Source organism: Sinorhizobium sp. NFACC03 (assembly GCF_900103435.1).
In the GTDB taxonomy this organism is placed as follows: domain Bacteria; phylum Pseudomonadota; class Alphaproteobacteria; order Rhizobiales; family Rhizobiaceae; genus Ensifer.
Genome location: NZ_FMXF01000009.1, coordinates 1 through 20,151, shown reverse-complemented (window position 1 = coordinate 20,151; position 20,151 = coordinate 1). Strand labels below are relative to the sequence as shown.

Here is a 20,151-nt window from a genome sequence, read left to right as displayed (position 1 = left end):
GATTGGTAAAAATGTCCGGTGAACTCCTTCTTCGTGAACGAAAGACGCTGATCCAGGAGCGGCTGAAGGCCAAGGGCCGGGTGCTGGCTGCGGATCTTGCTGCCGAGCTCAATGTTTCCGAAGACACGATCCGCCGTGACCTGCGCGAAATGGCGGCAGCGGGGCTTTGCGAGCGGGTCTATGGTGGCGCGCTCCCGGTCGTTCCTGCTGCACACAGCAGTTTGAGCGAGCGGGCGGCGATGGCGCCGGAGCGCAAGGCAGCACTTGCCCGCACGGCGGTCGGATTGATCAAGCCGGGCATGACCGTGTTCCTCGATGCCGGTTCCACAAACCTCGCCATCGCGCAATTGATCGAGCCGGAGCTCCAGGTCACGATTGTCACCAATACGCCGCTGATCGCTGCAGCGCTGATGGAGAAGCCTGGCGTCGATCTCATCCTGCTTGGCGGGCCACTCAACCGTGCGGTCGGTGCGGCCATCAGCGCGCGGGCGCAGCGCGACGCCGAACTGCTCAGGCCCGATCTCTGCTTTCTCGGCACCTGCGGCGCCGATGCCGAAGCGGGCCTGACGGCGATCTATTTCGAGGACGCCGAATTCAAGCGGCTCGTCGCCTTGCGCAGCCGCCGTCTGGTCGTTGCCATCACCAGCGACAAACTCGGGACGGCTGCCGCTCATGGGATCGTCGATATCGACGACAAGGCGACGCTGCTTCTCGAGGCAGACGCGCCTGCTGAGCATCGCGCGGCATTCGAGGCAGCGGGTGCAGACATCCTGATTGCGGGAGGGGTGGAACAATGACGATAACCCATGTGGCTCTCTGGACCCACGACCTCGATAAGATTGCCGGATTCTGGTCGGCGTTCTTCGGTGCGGAGGTCGGCGACGTTTACGAAAGCCGGCGGCGGCCTGGCTTCCGTTCGCGCTTCCTGACACTCGGCAAAGGACCGGCGATCGAGATCATGGAAGGTCCCTGGGTCGCTCCGGGTGATCCGGCCGAGCTCGAGCGCGCAGGCTTTGCCCATGTCGCGCTGTCGCTCGGCAGCGAACAGGCGGTCGATGCCATTGCTGTGCGCGCCGAGGCCGAGGGCATCCTGGTCGCGAAGGCGCGCTGGACCGGCGACGGCTTCTACGAGGCGGTGCTGCGCGACCCCGATGGAAATCTGATCGAAATCACTGTTTGAGCCGGCACGATCCGGCACAGAGGCAATACCATGGACCAACGTTCTCCCACTGCAACCGTCCGCCAGGGCTATATGACCCGCAACCGGCTGGCGGTTTCCCTGCTCTTTCTGATGAATGGCTTCGTCACCGGCAGCTGGGCGCCGAAGATCCCCGAGTTCAAGGACCGGCTCGGCATCAGCGAAAGCGTACTCGGCCTCCTGATCCTGATGTTTGGCATCGGCTCGCTGGTGCTGATGCCGATTGCCGGCGGCTACATCGCCCGCATCGGCTCGCAGAAGGTCGTCAAGGTCACGGCCATCATCCTGTCGCCGCTGCTTCTGCTTTTGACCTTGGTGCCAAACGTCTGGGCGGCGGCGATCGGCATGTTCGTGCTCGGCGGTTTCGTCGGCGCGATGGATGTCGCCATGAACGCCAATGCGGTCGAGGTCGAGAAATCGATGCGGCGGGCAATCATGTCCTCCTGCCACGCCTATTGGAGCCTCGGCGGCCTGATCGGTGCCGGCATCGGCGGGTTCCTCATGGCGCGCGTCGGCGTGCTGCCGCATGTCTTCGTCGTCACCGTGATCTGCCTGACGTTGATTGCGATTGCCTGGCCGATGATCCTTGCCGACAAGCCGCATCCGGCCGCCGCCAAGGAAAAGCTCCGCCTGCCGATGACGCCGCTTCCCTGGCTGATCGGCATCATGGCGCTGTTTTCGATGGTGCCGGAGGGCACGGTGCTCGATTGGGGCGCGCTCTACCTGCGCAACGAGCTTGGTGCCTCGGTGGAACTGTCCGGCTTCGGCTTCGCCGCTTTCTCCGCCACCATGGCGACCATGCGCTTTGCCGGCGACCTCGTGCGCGACCGCTTCGGTGCCAAGAAGACGCTGCGGATTTGCACGGTCACTGCACTCATCGGCATGATCATCGCGGGCACGGCGCCGAATGCCTATATCGCCATCCTCGGCTTTGCGATTGCCGGCGTCGGCATCTCCAACATGGTGCCGATCGCCTTTTCGGCGGCCGGCAACATGCCGGGCCTGCAGCCTGGCATCGGCCTTTCGGTCGCGACCTTCATGGGTTATTCGGGCATGCTGTTTGCTCCATCGGTGATCGGCTTCGTCGCCGAGCATACGGGCTTCGCGATCGTCTTTGCCTCGGTGCCGGTGCTGTTCATCGTCGTGCTGATGCTGTCGCATCATGCTCATCATGCCGACCACGCAAAGGGACACTGACGGCGGCCGCCTGCCATCAAATCGCCGTCAGGGCATGATGTCGCCGTTGACAACGGTGCTTTCCTCATCCACCTGATGGACGAAAAGCAAGAGCGGGACGGGCAGAAGTCCATGTGGTTTTCCGCCCGCATCCCGCGCTGAAACGATGAGACCAGGTCACTGGCGTGACCTGGGGACCAAGAGGCCTCCATGTCTGCCGCCTTCGATTTTGATCCGCAGCCCCGCCGTGCGTCCGTCGCCGTCGATGTCGGCGGGGTCATAGTGGGCGGTGGCGCGCCGGTGGTCGTCCAGTCGATGACCAACACCGATACCGCTGATATCGACGGAACGGTGGCGCAGGTTGCCGCTCTCCACAAGGCCGGCTCGGAACTGGTGCGCATCACCGTCGACCGCGACGAAAGTGCCGCCGCCGTGCCGAAGATCCGCGAGCGCCTCGAGCGCCTCGGTCTGGATGTGCCGCTCGTCGGCGACTTCCACTATATCGGCCACAAGCTGCTCGCCGATCATCCGGCCTGCGCCGAAGCGCTCGCCAAGTACCGCATCAACCCGGGCAATGTCGGCTTCAAGGACAAGAAGGACAAGCAGTTCGCCGAGATCGTCGAAATGGCGATCCGCTACGACAAGCCGGTGCGCATCGGCGTCAATTGGGGCTCGCTCGACCAGGAACTGCTGACGCGGCTGATGGACGAGAACCAGGCGAACGGCTTTCCGCTGACGGCCCAGCAGGTGACGCGCGAGACCATCGTGCAGTCGGCGCTCTTGTCGGCGGATCTCGCAGAAGAGATCGGCCTGCCACGCAACCGCATCATTCTCTCCGCCAAGGTTTCGGGTGTCCAGGACCTGATCGCCGTCTACGCCATGCTGTCGGCACGCTCCGACCATGCGCTGCATCTCGGGCTGACGGAAGCCGGCATGGGCACCAAGGGCATCGTCGCCTCCTCGGCCTCGCTCGGCATCCTGATGCAGCAGGGCATCGGCGACACGATCCGCATTTCGCTGACGCCGGAGCCCGGTGGCGACCGCACCCGCGAGGTGCAGGTGGCGCAGGAACTGCTACAGGTCATGGGCTTCCGCCAGTTCATTCCGGTGGTTGCAGCGTGTCCCGGCTGCGGGCGCACGACGTCCACCGTGTTCCAGGAGCTCGCGCAGAAGATCCAGGACGACATCCGCCGCAACATGCCGGTCTGGCGCGAGAAATATCCCGGTGTCGAAGGCCTGAAGGTCGCGGTGATGGGCTGCATCGTCAACGGCCCGGGCGAAAGCAAGCATGCGGACATCGGCATCTCGCTTCCGGGCACCGGTGAAATGCCGGCCGCCCCAGTTTTCGTTGACGGCCAGAAGGCGATGACCCTGCGCGGCCCGAACATCGCCGCGGACTTCGAGACGCTGGTTTCCGATTATATCGAGAAGCGTTATGGCCGCGGCCAGGCGGCTGCCGAATAGGCGGTTTCTTCCGGGCAGTTCCAAGCGACGTACAAGGCTCCTGCCGCCCGGAAGCGCGCGGCTTGGGGCCTATCGCCGCGACGTCAGCCCGCTCTCAGGTGGAATCACTCGAAGCGGAAAGACGCTCTAGAGGATCTCGTCCAGCGCTTCGATCAGTCGCGCGCATTCCTGATCGGTGCCGATCGTGATGCGCAGGAAATCGGAAATGCGGGGCTTGGCGAAATGGCGGACCAGCACGGCCCGCTCGCGCAGCGCCTTCATCAATGCCTCGCCGTCATGGCCCGGATGCCGGGCGAACACAAAGTTGGCCTGAGATGGCAATACCTCGAAGCCGCGTTGAGTGAGGTCCGCCGCAAGCAGTTCGCGGGAGTCGATGATTTTTGCGCGCGTTTCCTCGAACCAGGCCTCGTCCTCGATCGCGGCGATGGCGCCTGCTTGCGCCGGACGGCCGAGCGGATAGGAGTTGAAGCTGTCCTTCACCCGCTCCAGCGCCTCGATCAGCGGCCGCTGGCCGATGGCGAAGCCGACACGAAGGCCTGCAAGCGCGCGCGACTTGGAGAAGGTCTGGACGACCAGCAGGTTCTCGTATTTCGAAACGAGTTCTGCTGCCGACTGGCCGCCGAAGTCGACATAGGCCTCGTCGATGACGACGGGCTGGTCCGGGTGGCTTGCGACGAGCCGCTCGATTTCGGCGAGCGGCAGGCCGATGCCTGTCGGAGCGTTCGGGTTCGGCAGGATGATCGCGCCGCAGGGGCGATCATAGTCGGCGATGTCGATCTCGAAGGCGTCGTTGAGCGGGACCTCGACCGTGTCGATCTCGAAAAGCCGCGCGTAGGTCGAATAGAAGCTGTAGGAAATATCCGGATAGAGCAGCGGCGAGTCGTGCTTCAGGAGGCCGGCGAAGATATGGGCCAGCACCTCGTCCGAGCCGTTGCCGACGAAGACTTCCTCCGCCGTCACGCCATAGCGCGCGGCGATCGCCTGGCGAAGCTTGAGCGCCAGCGGGTCGGGATAAAGGCGGAGATCGCTGCTTGCTGCAGCGCCGATCGCGTCGAGCACTTTTTGCGAGGGACCGTAGGGGCATTCGTTGGTGTTAAGCTTCACCAGATTGGCGATGCGCGGCTGCTCGCCCGGCACATAGGGCTTGAGCTTCGAGACGATCGGCGACCAGTATTTGCTCACGGGGCTAATTCCTGCGGTTGGCGACGAAGCGGGCGGTTTCGATGAGGATGGCCGAGCGCTCACCATAGGGCGCGAGCAGGGATTCGGCTTCTGCGACCAGTTGCTCCAGCCGCTCCTCTGCCCAGGCCTGGCCGTGCAGCGCGACCAGCGTGCCTTTGCCGCGGGCGGCGTCCTTGCCGGTCGCCTTGCCCATGGTCTCCGCGTCAGCAGTGAGGTCGAGCAGGTCGTCAGCGAGCTGGAAGGCAAGGCCGATCTTTTCGCCGAAGTGGCGAAGCCGGGCGCGGTCGTCTTTCGATGCGGCAGCGACGATGGCGCCCGCTTCGCAGGCGAAGCGGATGAGGGCGCCGGTTTTCATGGCCTGCAGCGTCACGATGCCGGCCTCGTCGGGCGGCGACTTCTCTGCTGCCAGATCGAGCGCCTGTCCGCCGGCCATGCCACCGTGGCCGGCGGCGCGTCCGAGCGCCAGGATCAGCTCCACTTTCTGGCCGTCCGTCAGCAGCGTTTCGGGGGCCGCGATGATGTCGAAGGCGAAGGTCAGCAGGCTGTCGCCGGCGAGGATCGCGGTTGCCTCGTCGAAGGCCTTGTGCACCGTCGGCTGGCCGCGGCGGATATCGTCGTCGTCCATCGCCGGCAGGTCGTCATGGACGAGGGAATAGCAATGGACGCATTCGAGCGCCGCCCCGACGCGCAAGGATGCATCCAAGCTGCCGCCGAGAAGATCCGCACATTCGATCACCAGAAAGGGGCGCAGCCGCTTGCCGCCGTTCAGCACGCCGTGCCGCATGGCCGCGAGCAGGTTTGCTGGTCGCGCAATCTCGTCGACCGCCGTCGCCGAGCCGAGCAGGCGCTCGAGCAGAGCTTCGACGGCGCGGGCATTGCCGGTGAGGCGGCGGGTGAAGGGCGATGTGTCCTGGCTCATGCGCGCTCTTTGGCACGGGCGAAGAGGGCTTTCAACGGGGATTCGTGTCGCAGCGGCGCGCTTTCCCTGGGACAGCCGCCTGGGCGCCTTGCCTTTTACCAGAAAGCCCGTTCAACTTTGCCGGACCATGCACTAAGAGAAGCGGATGGACAGCGAGGTGAACAGTCAGGCCGTGAACGTCGTTCCGGAAGCGCGCGAGGAGGGCGAAGTGCCTTCCAGTCGCTGGTCTTCGCTTCGCCGGACATTGCGCAAGAAACGCCGCCAGATCATCCTGGCTGTCCTGGGTTTCGTTGCCCTCCCCTATGTGCTGATCGTTCTCTATCTCGTCGAGTTCGTCCACCCGGTCTCCACCTTGATGCTGCGCGATCTCGTTCTGCTTCGCGGCTACGACCGCCAATGGGTCGATTTCGAGAACATCTCGCCGGTGCTCGTCCAATCGGTGATGATGTCGGAGGACGGTCAGTTCTGCGCCCATGACGGCGTCGACTGGGGCCAGATGCGCGGCGTGGTCGAGGATGCGCTTGAAGGGGAATCGACCCGTGGCGCCAGCACCATCCCGATGCAGACGGTCAAGAACCTCTACCTCTGGAACGGCCGCTCCTTCCTGCGCAAGGGCATGGAGCTGCCGCTGGCGGTCGCTGCCGATTTCGTCTGGAGCAAGCGGCGGATGATGGAGATCTATTTGAACGTCGCCGAATGGGGTGATGGGATCTACGGTATCGAGGCGGCGGCCCGCCACCATTTCGGCGTTTCCGCGGCGAAGCTCTCGCGCCGGCAGGCCGCACTGCTTGCGGTTTCGCTGCCCAACCCGAAAGAGCGCAATGTCGGCAAACCCGGCCGTGGGCTCAAGCGTCTGGCGAATTTGATCGAGCGTCGCGCCAGCCGCTCCGGCGGCTACATCACCTGCCTTTATGATTGAGATCAGACCTTTTCATTGGATGCGGTTGCCGGGGGATGTCATCCTGGCTTCGTAGAGTTCTGCCATCTGGGCCCTCTCTCCATTCAAAAGGCCCGATCGCTCCCATGACCTCGATTTCCCCTTCGCTTCTCGCCTTTGGCCGCAACGCGGACACCATTCCGCCGAAGCATCTCGGAACCCGCTACGCCACGGACGGCCGCTTCCTGCGTGAGCCGGGCAACACGGTCGTCTCCCACGTCACCGCCGGATCGCCGTCCGAGACGGCCGTGCTTGCCGTGCGCGAGCGTCTGATGGCGATGCCCGAGGCGGGGCAGTTCGCCTTCACGCATCCGTCCAGCCTGCACATGACGATCTTCCAGGGCATCATCGAATATCGTCGCAGGCTACCCTATTGGCCCGTCGATATGGCGCTCGATACACCGATCGATGTGATGACCGAACACTACTGTGCGCGGCTGAGGCACTTTGCGCCGTTGCAGCCCTTCCGTGCCCGCGTGACCGAGATCACGCCAACCGGTCTCGCGCTTGAAGGCGACAGCGTCGCCGATCGGGCTTGCCTCAAGGCCTGGCGCGATGCTTTCGCCGAAGTCTTCGGCTATCGCCATCCTGATCATGACGACTATGCGTTTCACATCACCTTCGCCTATGTCATCGACTGGCTCGATGACGCGGCACTGCCGCGCTGGCAGGAAATGTTGAGCGAACAACTCGCCTGCCTCAGGGAGCGGGCGCCGGTGATCGAGCTCGATCCGCCGGCCTTCTGCTCGTTCGAGGACATGAACCATTTCGAGGAACTGATCGTTTTCTCGGACAGATCAGCAATCACGGCCAGCAATTAAGGCCAGCATCAAGGAATGTAGATGACCGGACTTACCCTTTACGTCGGCAACAAGAACTATTCGTCCTGGTCGATGCGGCCCTGGATGGCGATGACCGCCGCGGGCATCGCCTTCGAGGACGTGGTCATTCCCTTCGATTTCGCGGCCGGCAATCCTGATATCCGCGCGATCTCGCCGACCGGAAAGGTGCCGCTGCTGCGCCACGGCGATCTGCTCGTCTGGGAATCGCTGGCGATCATCGAATATGTCGCCGAGCTCTTTCCCGACGCCGGGCTTTGGCCGTCCGATCGCCAGGCCCGCGCCCGGGCCCGCAGCTATTCCATGGAGATGCTCTCCGGTTTCAGGGCGCTGCGCGGTGCCTGCCCGATGAACATCCGCCGGGAGAGGCGGGCGCTTCAGGTGGATGCCGACGTTCGCGCTGATGTCGTGCGCATCGAGCAGATCTGGAAGGAGGCGCTTGCCCACTCCGGCGGGCCGTTCCTCTTCGGATCCTTCAGCGCGGCCGATGCAATGTACGCGCCTGTGGTCAACCGCTTCGACGTCTACGATCTCGTTGCGGATCAAGAAACGCTCGGCTACATGCAACGGGTGAAGGCACATTTCGCTTTCCGGAAGTGGGAAGAGGCTGCCCGCGCCGAGCCGTGGGTCGTTCCCGATGACGAGGTCTGAATCGGCGCCGCCAGATCTTGAGTCGAAAAATTGCGGCTGGGGACTGGTCAAACAGCAGTTGCCCATGTATAAGCGCGCCAAATTTCCGTGATTGACATCTGTTTAACACGGCCATTTCGGCTGCTGAACAGTGTTTGCCCGATAAGTGGAGAATGAAATGGCTGTACCTAAAAGAAAAACGAGCCCGTCCAAGCGTGGCATGCGCCGTTCCGCTGACGCTCTCAAGACGCCGACCTACGTCGAAGACAAGAACTCCGGCGAACTGCGTCGCCCGCACCACATCGACCTGAAGACCGGCATGTACCGTGGCCGTCAGGTTCTGACCCCGAAGGAAAACGCATAAGCGTTTCCGTTCGTGGAATGGTTCAAAGGGCTGGCTCTGCCGGCCCTTTTGTTTTGCGTCTGACATTTTCTCGCTTGGACCCTGTGTTATCCGCAGGAGCTAGAGCATCACGCGCCAAGGTGAAGTCACTGGAAGCGGAGAGATGCTCTAGACCCTAAGTGCTGGAGCGTCCTTGGTGCGTTCATGCGAACGCACAGCGCTCTACAGCGCCGCGCGTCTTATCAGACGCGCAAACGTCGCTGTAGCACTTTGAATTGCTGCATGTTTTTGTCCTTTAACCGGCTACGATTAAAGGAAACATGCAGTAGGCCTGAAGACGCCGCAAGACGCGGCAAAGGAGTTCGTGCCCGATGCTCGCTGCCGTTCCGCTGCTGATCCTGCCGTTCGTTGTCTACAATCTCGCGATGATCGGAATGTTCGGCGGTATTGCCGGCTTGAACGCCGAGATGCTGTCGCTGTCCATGCTGTCGGGCGCGACCTGGACGATGCGCTTCGGCGACCTCCTGATCGTCGTCGCACTGCTGTTGCTCTTCGTCGAATTGCTGAAGGCGACCCGCACGAGCACGCGTGCGCTGATGGATCACCTGTTGTCGATGATTCTGTTCATCGCCTTCCTGATCGAATTCCTGCTGCTGGCGCCGGCGGCAACCCAGCTCTTCTTCATCCTGATGACGATCAGCTTCATCGACGTCATCGCCGGCTTCGCCGTCTCGATGCGCTCGGCCGGACGGGACGTGTCGATCGGCCTTTAAAGCCTGTAGCGCAAAAGTGCGCAGCGGTTTTGCGACAACGACATGCGAAATATCAAGAACTTAAAGCGCAAGGCGCGAATCTGAAAGATCGCGACGCGCTTTAGGTCACGATCGATCCCGGGGCGTTGGCCCAATTCAAAACATGGTTTGCTGGACGGGAATTGGGCGGGTGACTCACACCCGCCTTTGCAAGGAGAATGCGCTCAGCCGAGATTGTCGAGCTTGGTCTGGAGCGCGCGAAGCTGTTCCTTGAGCTCGTCGATATCCTTGGCTTCGGCCTTCTTGGTTTCCTTCACCGGCGGGGCGGTGATGAACGGCGAGAACATTTGCATCGCCTGATGGAACATCTCGGTATTGCGGCGGACCTGCTCTTCGACAAGTTGCAGCGGAACCTGCAGGTTCTTGCCGAGCGGCGTGTCACCGAAGGCCTTGTTGATCTGCTCGCGCATCTGCGACTGCTGCTCGGTGAAAGCCTGCATCGAATGCTCGAGATAGCTCGGCACCACCATCTGCATCTGGTCGCCGTAGAACGAGATCAGCTGGCGCAGGAAGGAGATCGGCAGCAGCGTGTTGCCGGTCTTGGACTCCTGCTCGAAGATGATCTGCGTCAGCACGGAATGGGTGATGTCCTCTCCGGACTTTGCGTCCTGGACGATGAAATCGTCGCCCTTCTTCACCATGACAGCCAGGTCGTCGAGCGTGACATAGGTGCTGGTCCCGGTGTTGTAGAGCCGCCGGTTCGCATATTTTTTTATAACGATCTGGCCTTCGTGCTTCGCCATCAGGGTCTCCTCTCACCCATCATCCCGTCTTTATTGCGTTTTTCAGAGTATCCGCAAAAGAGCGCCGCTGACAATGTCTTTGTGCGTTGCGGCGACGCAAGTGCGAAATCTTGCGGTTGCGTCTTGGGTGACGGTTTTGTGGCACCGCATCAAGGCGTTTGACTTGCGCCGCGCGCTTTGCCAGTCTGCTTCCATTAGGCAAGAAAGATCTGAGGAAACGTCCCATGAGCAATCCCTCCATCGTGATCGCCAGCGCCGCCCGTACCGCGGTCGGATCCTTCAACGGTGCATTCGCCAACACACCGGCGCACGAACTCGGCGCCGCCGTCATCAAGGGCGTGCTCGAGCGCGCAGGCGTCGAGGCAGGCGAGGTCGACGAGGTGATCCTCGGCCAGGTCCTGCAGGCCGGCGAGGGCCAGAACCCGGCGCGTCAGGCGGCGATGAAGGCGGGTCTTCCGCAGGAGAAAACCGCCTGGGGCATGAACCAGCTCTGCGGTTCCGGTCTTCGTGCCGTGGCGCTCGGCATGCAGCAGATTGCAACCGGTGATGCGGATATCATCGTCGCCGGCGGCATGGAGTCCATGTCGATGGCGCCGCATTGCTCGCATCTTCGCGGCGGCGTGAAGATGGGCGATTTCAAGATGATCGACACGATGATCAAGGACGGTCTGACCGACGCCTTCTACGGCTATCACATGGGCATCACTGCCGAAAACGTCGCCCGCCAGTGGCAGCTCAGCCGTGAAGAGCAGGATACTTTCGCGCTCGCCTCGCAGAACAAGGCCGAAGCGGCCCAGAAGGCCGGGCGGTTCGCCGACGAGATCATTCCCTTCATCGTCAAAGGCCGCAAGGGCGACGTCACCGTCGACCAGGACGAATATATCCGCCATGGCGCAACGCTCGACCAGATGACGAAGCTGCGTCCGGCCTTCGACAAGGAAGGCACGGTCACCGCCGGCAACGCCTCCGGCCTCAATGACGGCGCCGCGGCCACTCTGCTGATGACCGAAGCGCAGGCTTCCAAGCGCGGCATCCAGCCGCTCGCCCGTATCGTTTCCTGGGCAACGGCCGGCGTCGATCCGCAGGTCATGGGCACCGGCCCGATCCCGGCTTCGCGCAAGGCGTTGGCGAAAGCCGGCTGGGCGATCGGCGACGTCGAACTGGTCGAGGCCAACGAGGCTTTCGCGGCACAGGCCTGCGCGGTCAACAAGGACCTCGGCTGGGATCCGTCGATCGTCAACGTCAATGGCGGCGCGATCGCCATCGGCCATCCGATCGGCGCTTCCGGCGCCCGCGTGCTCAACACGCTGCTCTTCGAAATGAAGCGCCGCGGCGTTTCCAAGGGGCTTGCAACGCTCTGCATCGGCGGCGGCATGGGCGTCGCCATGTGCGTCGAACGGCTCTAATCGGTTTGGCGGCATGAACAGCGCCAGGTGGGTTCCGTTTTCCCTTCTTCTGGCCGGTTCGCCGATCGTTTCCGCACATGCCAATCCCGCGCCTCTCGACGAGGCGCGGTTGGTTCAGTGCATGCTGGAACATACGACCTCGGACGACGAGGCCGTTTTCAAGGACATGATGGTTGCGGCCCCGAACGATGACAGTGGCGCTTTGAAAGCGTCGCTCGTTCAGCTCTCCAGTCTGATGATGAACCTCGCGCTCACCAAGTGCGAGGTGGGTATGTCTATGCTCGCGACGCCTCAGTTCCAGGCTGCCGCCGAGCTCTACGGACGACAGGTCGGCGAAAAGCTGATGAAGAAGGCCTTTGAGAAACTGAACTGATCAAGTGGGAGGCGTGCATGAGCAGGGTAGCATTGGTCACAGGTGGGTCGCGCGGCATCGGCGCGGCAATCTCCGTCGCACTCAAGAATGCCGGCTACAAGGTGGCCGCAAACTATGCCGGCAATGACGAAAAGGCTGAGGCCTTCAAGCAGGAAACCGGCATCCCCGTCTACAAGTGGGATGTTTCCAGCTATCAGTCCTGCGCCGAAGGCATCGCCAAGGTCGAGGCCGATCTCGGCCCGGTCGAAGTGCTGGTCAACAATGCGGGCATCACCCGCGACGCGATGTTCCACAAGATGACGCCCGAGCAATGGGGCGAGGTGGTCGGCACCAACCTCACCGGTCTCTTCAACATGACGCATCCGATCTGGTCCGCCATGCGCGACCGCGGTTTCGGCCGCGTCATCAACATCTCGTCGATCAACGGCCAGAAGGGCCAGATGGGCCAGGCCAACTATTCGGCGGCCAAAGCCGGTGATCTCGGCTTCACCAAGGCGCTTGCCCAGGAAGGTGCGGCGAAGGGGATCACGGTCAACGCCATCTGCCCGGGTTATATCGGCACGGAAATGGTGCGGGCGGTGCCGGAGAAAGTGCTGAACGAGCGGATCATCCCGCAGATCCCGGTTGGCCGCCTCGGCGAGCCGGAAGAAATCGCCCGCTGCGTTGTGTTCCTGGCCTCCGACGACGCCGGCTTCATCACCGGCTCGACGATTTCGGCGAATGGCGGACAGTTCTTCGTCTGACCTTTTGATCTCATCATTGCTTTGAACGGCGCCCTTCGGGGCGCCGTCTTTGTGTAGGGCGGAGAGAAGAGACGCCTGTTGCCCCGGCATTTGAATCCCGAAATCGCGCACGTGAATCTGCTGCCGGCGCGCGGCGCAGACACTATATCTTGTGGAGAACAAAAGCGGAATGATGCCCGTACCACGAGTCGCCATCGGATCCTCCCGTATTGGTCGAGGGTGCTCGGTGCGATTCTCATTCTCTCTCCCCAGCGAATCTCCGATGAATTTCGTTAAAAATTTTCTAGGCTTTCCAGAGTCTTGGATTCGGAATCCTTTGACCTGTCTGGCAATGGGACAGCCAGGATTGAGGCGAGTCGTGGGCTCTAACACACGCGCGCGGCGTCAGATTCAGCATGTGGTGCAACGTTTGGTGTTGAAATCTATATGTAGTCGTGAACATACAGTGAATCGCGATGAGTCTTCGATTCGTCGCCGATTCGTTCCATGGCTGTTCCCGTTCTCGATTGCGCCAACCACAACAGGTGGTGCAATGGGCTGAGAGACGCCGAACGATGGTTTTAGTTGTCGGCGCCCCTTGCGTTTGGCTCGGTGCGTGGGCATGTGTTTGCCGCCAGCGTGAAAAGACGCTGTCGTAATTTCTGAATGCCCGGGATCGATGACGTGTCCGTTCACCCCATGATCCTGAGCGGCCGCGGCGTAACCGCGGTGCTCGGGCCAACCAATACCGGCAAGACGCACTACGCGATCGAGCGCATGATCGCGCATGACAGCGGCGTCATAGGCCTGCCGCTGCGCCTCCTGGCGCGCGAGGTCTATACGCGCCTGGTCGAAAGGGTCGGCCATCACAATGTCGCGCTGATCACTGGCGAGGAGAAGATTACTCCGCATCGCGCCCGCTATTCGGTCTGCACCGTCGAAGCGATGCCGAGGGAGACGACCGCGTCCTTCGTGGCGATCGACGAAGTGCAGCTTGCAGGCGATCTCGAGCGCGGTCACATCTTCACCGACCGGATCCTGCATCTGAGGGGGCGTGGCGAGACGCTGCTTCTGGGGGCTGCAACGATGCGGCCGATCCTGGAGCACCTCCTGCCCGGCATTACCGTCGTCGAGCGGCCGCGCATGTCGCAACTGCTCTATGCCGGTTCGAAGAAAATCACCCGCCTGCCGCATCGCTCGGCGATCGTCGCCTTCTCGGCCGACGAAGTCTATGCGATCGCCGAACTGATCCGTCGCCAGCGCGGCGGCGCCGCCGTCGTGCTCGGCGCGCTTTCGCCGCGCACGCGCAATGCGCAGGTGGCGCTCTATCAGGAAGGCGACGTCGAATACATGGTGGCGACCGACGCGATCGGCATGGGTCTCAACCTCGACGTCGATCACGTCGCCTTCGCGCAGGACCGCAAGTTCGACGGCTACCAGTTTCGCAACCTGAACCCGGCGGAACTGGCGCAGGTCGCCGGGCGCGCCGGGCGACATCTGCGTGACGGAACGTTCGGCGTCACGGGTCGCGTCGATCCTTTCGACAACGAGCTCGTTCATCGCATCGAGTCGCACGAGTTCGATGCGGTCAAGGTGCTGCAATGGCGCTCGAAGGCGTTCGACTATTCCTCGCTTACCGCCTTGAAGAAGAGCCTCGATGCCGCGCCGAAAGTTCCCGGCCTTGCCCGGGCGCTACCTGCGGTAGACCAGCAGGCGTTCGAGCATCTGGCCCGCTACCCGGAGGTCGTCGACATTACGACCAATGCCGAGCGCGTCGAAAAACTATGGGAAGCCTGCGCGCTGCCGGACTATCGGCGCATCACGCCCGCCCAGCACGCCGATCTGATCTCGACGATCTACGCGGATCTCGTTCGCCGGGGTACGGTGAACGAGGACTTCATGGCCGAACAGGTCAGGCGTGCCGATCACACCGACGGTGAGATCGACACACTTTCGGCGCGAATCGCGCAGATCAGAACCTGGACCTATGTGTCGAACCGGCCGGGATGGCTGGCCGATCCGACACACTGGCAAGAAAAGACGCGGGAAATTGAAGATCGATTATCCGACGCACTACATGAACGGTTGACGAAACGCTTTGTTGATCGCAGGACATCTGTGCTCATGAAGCGCCTGAGAGAGAATGCTATGCTGGAAGCTGAAATCAGTGTGAATGGTGATGTCTTCGTCGAAGGACACCACGTAGGACAACTAACCGGTTTCCGGTTTACGCTGGCGACCGGCGGCGACGGCCCGGATGCCAAGGCCGTGCAGGGCGCTGCCCAGAAGGCGCTGGCGCTCGAGTTCGAGGCGCGGGCCGCACGTCTGCACGCCTCGGGCAACAACGACCTGGCGCTTTCGTCGGATGGTCTCGTGCGCTGGCTCGGCGATCCCGTCGCCCGTCTGGCAGCGAGCGACCATGTCATGCGTCCGCGCGTCATCCTGCTTGCCGACGATCAGCTGCAGGCGAACGCCCGCGAGCATGTCGTGGCGCGCATCGAGCGTTTCGTGAACCATCACATCGGTACGGTGCTGAAGCCGCTCGACGATATCTCGCGCGCTGAAGACCTCGAAGGCCTCGCCAAGGGCCTTGCCTTCCAGCTCGTCGAGAACCTCGGCGTGCTCTTCCGCCGCGATGTCGCCGACGACGTGAAGTCGCTGGACCAGGACGGTCGCGCGTCGATCCGCAAATACGGCGTTCGCTTCGGCGCCTACCACATCTTCCTTCCGGCGCTCTTGAAGCCGGCTCCGGCCGAGCTGATCACGCTGCTCTGGGCGCTGAAGAACGACGGCCTCGACAAGCCCGGCTATGGCGACCTCATCCCGATGCTCGCTGCCGGCCGTACGTCGGTCGTCACCGATCCGTCCTTCGAGCGCACCTTCTACAAGCTTGCCGGCTTCCGCTTCCTCGGAAAGCGCGCCGTGCGCATCGACATCCTCGAGCGCCTGGCCGATCTCATCCGGCCGCTGCTGCAGTGGAAGCCCGGCGCGCAGCCGCGTCCTGAAGGCGCCTATGACGGCCGTCGTTTCACCGCCACCACCTCGATGCTTTCGATCCTCGGCGCAACGCCTGATGATATGGAAGAGATCCTGAAGGGCCTTGGCTATCGGGCCGACAGCGTCAAGGCCGAGGAGGCTGCGGCCTTCCTCGCCAGCCAGGACGGTGCGCCCGCCTCTGCTGCCGCCGCCTCCGAGCCGGTTGCCGCCGTCGATGACGCGGACGCTGCTGACAGCGCGACGGATGCCGAGACCGCAGCCGTTGAGGCACCGGCCGCCGAGGCCGAGAAGCCTGAGGGCGAAGTCGCCACCAGCGAGGTCCAACCAGCCGAAGCTCAAGTCGCCGAGACCGGAGAACCGGTCGAAGCCAAGCCCGTGCTGCTGTGGCGTCCCGGCACCCGCCAGGATAACCAGCGCCAGGGCGGCGGTCGCCACCAGGGCGACCAGCGTCGCGGCGGCCAGCGCCATGGACATGGCCAAGGCCAAGGCCAGGGCGAGGGACGTGAGGGCGGACGCAAGGGCGGCCAGCCGGTGCGCGGCAAGCGCCATGACGGCGGCAAGTCGGAAGGCGGTCCGCGCCAGGACCGTGGTGACCGTCATGATCGCCACGACCGCGGCGGCAAGCCGGGCCAGGGCAAGTTCGAGGCGCGCCCGCCGCGTCGCGAGAAGCCGGTGGATCCGGATTCGCCCTTCGCCAAGCTCGCGGCGCTCAAGGAGCAGATGAAGAAGTAAGGCAGGTCATGGAAAAACAGCCCACGTCCAACCCGGCATCGCGCCAGCGTCTCGACAAGTGGCTGTTTTTCACGCGGCTGATCAAATCGCGCTCGCTTGCGCAAAAAGCGATCGAGGACGGCCGCGTGGCCGTCAACGAGCAGCGCGTGACGCAGTCGTCGTTTCAGGTCAAGACGGGGGACCTGCTTGAGCTCGTCCTCGACCGCCGCAGCGTGACCGTGCGCGTGCTTGCTCCAGGGGAACGACGTGGCCCCTACGAGGAAGCGCGGCTTCTTTATGATGATCTCACGCCGGAATTGCCTAAGGAGAAACTCTCGGCATTTGATCTCGCCACACGCGACCGTGGGGCGGGACGCCCGACCAAGAAAGAGCGGCGGGATACCGATCGGCTAAAACCCGATTTCGATCCGCGCGAGGATTAGAAAACTCTGCCTTTGCCGCGGCGTTTCGCGCATTGAATATTCTTGCAAAGGGTCCATAAAGCCTTTACCTGACAGACCCACGTTGGGTGCATCGGTCTTGCTTCGGCAGCTATGCGCGCCGGACATTCCTAGCATGCGCGGACGATGAGCATCACCATTGATTGCCGTCTGCCATCAAACGTGAGCATTGGCTGGAGTACCTCATGACGTATGTCGTGACCGACAATTGCATTCGCTGCAAGTATATGGACTGTGTCGAAGTCTGCCCCGTGGACTGCTTCTATGAGGGCGAGAATTTCCTCGTCATCCATCCCGACGAGTGCATCGATTGCGGCGTTTGCGAGCCGGAATGTCCTGCCGAGGCGATCAAGCCGGACACCGAGCCGGGCCTTGATATGTGGTTGAAAGTGAACGCTGATTTTGCCACGAAGTGGCCGAACGTCACGGTCAAGCGCGACCCGATGCCGGAAGCCAAGGAGATGGACGGCGTCGAAGGCAAGTACGAGAAGTTCTTCTCCGCCGAGCCGGGACAGGGCGACTGAGACGGACGATCTCTATCGTTCGTCGAGGCTGACGCAGCGAGCGCGACCCAGCGCGCCAAACCTGGGGAAAACACGCACTGCGCTCGCAGGTGCGAGAATGGTGGCTTGATGGCTGCCATGCAGCAAATTATTGATTTCGGCACTTTTTTGTGATAGGTTCCTTCTACTGATCCACAGAGGGTGTTTTTGCGCGCCCGAAAACCATCACGAAAGCAAACGATCTCCAAAAGGCGGTTTCTCCCTATTACGCAACATGGCTTTGCTCTGTTGCGACCGCATTTCATGAGGCTGTTTGCGTTCCGTGGACGGACCAGGATGTACCCACCCGGCGGTATCCCCGTCTATCCCGGGCCTCACTGACCCGGCCCCGGCCAGAATGGCCGGCGCGAAACAGGGAGTTTTTGAAACGAATGACGACCCAGCAGAAAAAATCTTCGACACGCCAGGGCTTCAAGACCGGTGAATCGATCGTCTATCCGGCCCACGGCGTTGGCCAGATCGTGGCGATCGAAGAGCAGGAAGTCGCGGGCATGAAGCTTGAGCTTTTTGTCATCGATTTCGAGAAGGACAAGATGCGGTTGAAGGTGCCGGTGGCCAAGGCTGTCAGCATCGGCATGCGCAAGCTGTCTGAAACCGATTTCGTCGATCGTGCGTTGAAGGTTGTGCAGGGCAAGGCTCGCGTGAAGCGCACCATGTGGTCGCGCCGCGCCCAGGAATACGATGCCAAGATCAACTCCGGCGACCTGATTTCCATCGCGGAAGTCGTTCGCGATCTCTATCGCGCCGAAAACCAGCCGGAACAGTCCTATTCCGAACGCCAGCTCTATGAAGCTGCTCTCGACCGCATGGCGCGCGAAATCGCTGCCGTGAACAAAATGTCGGAGACCGAAGCTGTGCGCCTCGTCGAGGCAAACCTCAGCAAGGGCCCGAAGCGCGGCAAGGCGATCGACGAAGACGACGCCCAGGACGAAGCAGCATAGGCTTCCACCCGCAGTGAGACTGCAAAAAAGCCCGGCCATCGCGCCGGGCTTTTTCTTTGATCTGATGGAACTTTTGCCCGCCACGCGCATTTACATTAGCCGGCAGGAACGCGCCGCTTTCGCGCCGGGCGATCTTGGTTCTGTGATCCGTCACCGTTCAGGTTCGTGATTTTGAAGTTAGGGCGCCGCGTCGTTTCTTCAAGTTCGGCGCTGAGGCTCTTGAGCGGGGAAGGAAAAGATCATGCGGTTTTCCGCGCCCATCCCGCTCTGACTTAAAAGAACCGATCACGATGATTTCGATCGATCCGATCCAAATCATCGTGATCTAGACGCCCCTGCTGCCGGACGCGCCATCTGTCCGGCCTTTTAGACTTCACACGCAATGGCGCCCGGGCGCCAGTCACGGAGTGATCGATGAAGACTCTCACTGCAGACCGGCGGATGATCAAGATCGCAATGGAGGCGCCTTATCTCGAGCGCGACGAGGAGCACGCGCTGGCACAGGCCTGGCGGAACGACCATGATCAGGAAGCCCGCAACAAGATCGCCATGTCGCATATGCGGCTCGTGATCTCGATGGCAGCGAAGTTCCGCAACTTCGGCCTGCCCATGGGCGACTTGGTGCAGGAAGGCCATATCGGCCTCCTGGAAGCGGCGGCCCGCTTCGAACCCAGCCGTGAGGTCAGGTTTTCGACCTATGCGACCTGGTGGATCCGGGCATCGATGCAGGACTATGTCCTGCGCAATTGGTCGATCGTCCGGGGCGGCACGAGTTCGGCTCAGAAGGCGCTGTTCTTCAATCTGCGGCGGTTGCGTGCACGTCTGGCGCAAGGCGACAGGCAACTTACATCGCAGGCTATGCATGAGGAAATTGCCGCGGCGCTCGGCGTCAGCATCGCCGATGTGCAGACCATGGATGCGCGGCTTTCCGGCAGCGACACTTCCTTGCAGGCCCCCGTTGGCGGCGCCGATTCCGATGGCGGCGAGCGGCTGGATTTCCTGGCCAGCGATGCGCCGCTTCCGGACGAACAGGTCAGCGACATGATCGACGGCGAGCGGGCCCGTGTGTGGCTCCGCGATGCGCTGGGTGCCTTGACCGAAAGGGAGATGCGGATCATCCGTGCACGACGACTGTCGGAGGACGGTGCGACGCTGGAAGAGCTCGGCCTCGATCTCGGCATTTCCAAGGAACGGGTGCGACAGATCGAAACTCGGGCGCTCGAAAAGCTCAGAGTGGCGCTCGCGACCAAAGCGCCGGCCCTGACTGCGGGCATTCACTAAAGCTTGTCGCGCAAAAGTGCGCAGCGGTTTTGTGATAACGACCTGCGAAATGTCGAGCGCTTAAAGCGCAAGGAGTGAATCTGAAAGATCGCGACGCGCTTTAGAGTATCCGTGTTGGTCAAGTACGGGTTGGTTCCCATATGCGGCCATCCCTGAGCAATGCGTTTGCGATGATGATGAGCTTTCGCATGACGGCGGTAATGGCGAGTTTTGAGGCTTTTCCGGCGGCCTTGAGCGGGTCGTATTTGGCCTTGAGGTCGGGATTGAAGCGGATGGCGACGAGCGCGGGCATGTAGAGTGCTCGTCGGACATTGGCCCGGCCGCCGCGGATGAAGGCGCGGCCGATCCACTGTCCGGACTGGCGAGCGACCGGAGCGAGGCCGGCGAGGGAAGCGACCTGGGCCTGGTCGAGTGTACCGAGTTCGGGCATGTCGATGAGAAGCGCGAAGGCGG

Annotated in this window: 21 protein-coding genes; 17 read left to right on the top strand and 4 right to left on the bottom strand. The window is 62.3% G+C overall.

Annotated features, from left to right (window positions below; all coding sequences use genetic code 11):
• The first annotated feature begins 11 nt into the window (after positions 1-11).
• The 4 genes from BLU35_RS13875 (at position 12) to ispG (ending at position 3,838) form a co-directional block, all read left to right on the top strand.
• Entirely contained in the window at positions 12-797 is a 786-nt protein-coding gene (locus tag BLU35_RS13875) for a DeoR/GlpR family DNA-binding transcription regulator (protein WP_093233449.1), read from the top strand.
• Positions 794-1,180, top strand: coding sequence for a glyoxalase/bleomycin resistance/extradiol dioxygenase family protein (locus BLU35_RS13870; RefSeq protein ID WP_058328024.1), 387 nt, complete (start codon positions 794-796; stop codon positions 1,178-1,180). The genes BLU35_RS13875 and BLU35_RS13870 overlap by 4 nt, the downstream gene beginning before the upstream one ends.
• A 30-nt stretch (positions 1,181-1,210) precedes the next feature.
• The gene (locus BLU35_RS13865) at positions 1,211-2,395 is read left to right on the top strand and encodes an MFS transporter (protein WP_058328023.1); all 1,185 of its coding nucleotides are present in this window, start codon (positions 1,211-1,213) and stop codon (positions 2,393-2,395) included.
• A 189-nt stretch (positions 2,396-2,584) separates the two neighbouring features.
• On the top strand, positions 2,585-3,838 hold the full coding sequence (gene ispG, locus BLU35_RS13860; protein ID WP_057254876.1) for a flavodoxin-dependent (E)-4-hydroxy-3-methylbut-2-enyl-diphosphate synthase: 1,254 nt from the start codon (positions 2,585-2,587) through the stop codon (positions 3,836-3,838).
• Positions 3,839-3,964: 126 nt separating this feature from the next.
• Here the strand turns inward: ispG and hisC are convergent, their stop codons facing one another.
• Both hisC and BLU35_RS13850 read right to left on the bottom strand, forming a co-directional pair.
• Positions 3,965-5,020, bottom strand: a complete 1,056-nt coding sequence (hisC, locus tag BLU35_RS13855; protein WP_057254877.1) for a histidinol-phosphate transaminase — start codon at positions 5,018-5,020, stop codon at positions 3,965-3,967.
• Positions 5,021-5,024: 4 nt separating this feature from the next.
• Complete coding sequence (locus BLU35_RS13850; RefSeq protein ID WP_057254878.1) at positions 5,025-5,939, bottom strand: polyprenyl synthetase family protein; 915 nt, start codon at positions 5,937-5,939, stop codon at positions 5,025-5,027.
• A 145-nt stretch (positions 5,940-6,084) separates the two neighbouring features.
• Between BLU35_RS13850 and mtgA the strand changes: the two genes are divergently transcribed.
• From mtgA to BLU35_RS13820, 5 genes are all read left to right on the top strand, one after another.
• Positions 6,085-6,858 carry a monofunctional biosynthetic peptidoglycan transglycosylase gene (gene mtgA, locus BLU35_RS13845; protein ID WP_093233448.1) on the top strand — a complete coding sequence of 258 codons (774 nt, stop codon included), beginning with the start codon at positions 6,085-6,087 and terminating at the stop codon, positions 6,856-6,858.
• Positions 6,859-6,962: 104 nt separating this feature from the next.
• Positions 6,963-7,697: a DUF1868 domain-containing protein gene (locus BLU35_RS13840; RefSeq protein ID WP_058321665.1), complete on the top strand. Its 735-nt coding sequence runs from the start codon at positions 6,963-6,965 to the stop codon at positions 7,695-7,697.
• A gap of 21 nt (positions 7,698-7,718) precedes the next feature.
• Positions 7,719-8,366 (top strand): glutathione S-transferase family protein, encoded by a 648-nt coding sequence (locus tag BLU35_RS13835; RefSeq protein ID WP_057254880.1) that lies wholly within the window; start codon positions 7,719-7,721, stop codon positions 8,364-8,366.
• Positions 8,367-8,523: 157 nt separating this feature from the next.
• Positions 8,524-8,709: a 50S ribosomal protein L32 gene (rpmF, locus tag BLU35_RS13830; protein ID WP_057254881.1), complete on the top strand. Its 186-nt coding sequence runs from the start codon at positions 8,524-8,526 to the stop codon at positions 8,707-8,709.
• Positions 8,710-9,059: 350 nt separating this feature from the next.
• Positions 9,060-9,461, top strand: coding sequence for a hypothetical protein (locus BLU35_RS13820; protein WP_057254882.1), 402 nt, complete (start codon positions 9,060-9,062; stop codon positions 9,459-9,461).
• Positions 9,462-9,664: 203 nt separating this feature from the next.
• Here the strand turns inward: BLU35_RS13820 and phaR are convergent, their stop codons facing one another.
• Positions 9,665-10,243, bottom strand: coding sequence for a polyhydroxyalkanoate synthesis repressor PhaR (gene phaR / locus BLU35_RS13815; protein ID WP_057254883.1), 579 nt, complete (start codon positions 10,241-10,243; stop codon positions 9,665-9,667).
• A gap of 224 nt (positions 10,244-10,467) precedes the next feature.
• Here phaR and BLU35_RS13810 point away from each other — a divergent pair, with 224 nt between their 5' ends.
• From BLU35_RS13810 to BLU35_RS13775, 8 genes are all read left to right on the top strand, one after another.
• Positions 10,468-11,649 (top strand): acetyl-CoA C-acetyltransferase, encoded by a 1,182-nt coding sequence (locus BLU35_RS13810; RefSeq protein ID WP_057254884.1) that lies wholly within the window; start codon positions 10,468-10,470, stop codon positions 11,647-11,649.
• A 13-nt stretch (positions 11,650-11,662) separates the two neighbouring features.
• Positions 11,663-12,022 (top strand): hypothetical protein, encoded by a 360-nt coding sequence (locus BLU35_RS13805; protein WP_057254885.1) that lies wholly within the window; start codon positions 11,663-11,665, stop codon positions 12,020-12,022.
• A gap of 17 nt (positions 12,023-12,039) precedes the next feature.
• Positions 12,040-12,765, top strand: a complete 726-nt coding sequence (locus BLU35_RS13800) for a beta-ketoacyl-ACP reductase (RefSeq protein WP_057254886.1) — start codon at positions 12,040-12,042, stop codon at positions 12,763-12,765.
• A 678-nt stretch (positions 12,766-13,443) separates the two neighbouring features.
• Complete coding sequence (locus tag BLU35_RS13795; protein WP_093233508.1) at positions 13,444-16,473, top strand: helicase-related protein; 3,030 nt, start codon at positions 13,444-13,446, stop codon at positions 16,471-16,473.
• An 8-nt stretch (positions 16,474-16,481) separates the two neighbouring features.
• The gene (locus BLU35_RS13790) at positions 16,482-16,895 is read left to right on the top strand and encodes an RNA-binding S4 domain-containing protein (protein WP_057254887.1); all 414 of its coding nucleotides are present in this window, start codon (positions 16,482-16,484) and stop codon (positions 16,893-16,895) included.
• 203 nt (positions 16,896-17,098) lie between these two features.
• Positions 17,099-17,437 (top strand): ferredoxin FdxA, encoded by a 339-nt coding sequence (gene fdxA, locus BLU35_RS13785; RefSeq protein ID WP_057254888.1) that lies wholly within the window; start codon positions 17,099-17,101, stop codon positions 17,435-17,437.
• A 410-nt stretch (positions 17,438-17,847) separates the two neighbouring features.
• Positions 17,848-18,417, top strand: a complete 570-nt coding sequence (locus tag BLU35_RS13780) for a CarD family transcriptional regulator (protein ID WP_034802893.1) — start codon at positions 17,848-17,850, stop codon at positions 18,415-18,417.
• A gap of 414 nt (positions 18,418-18,831) precedes the next feature.
• The gene (locus tag BLU35_RS13775) at positions 18,832-19,698 is read left to right on the top strand and encodes an RNA polymerase factor sigma-32 (protein WP_057254889.1); all 867 of its coding nucleotides are present in this window, start codon (positions 18,832-18,834) and stop codon (positions 19,696-19,698) included.
• A gap of 118 nt (positions 19,699-19,816) precedes the next feature.
• Here the strand turns inward: BLU35_RS13775 and BLU35_RS13770 are convergent.
• The coding region (locus BLU35_RS13770; RefSeq protein WP_143032927.1) for a transposase at positions 19,817-20,151 on the bottom strand (335 nt) is incomplete at its 5' end.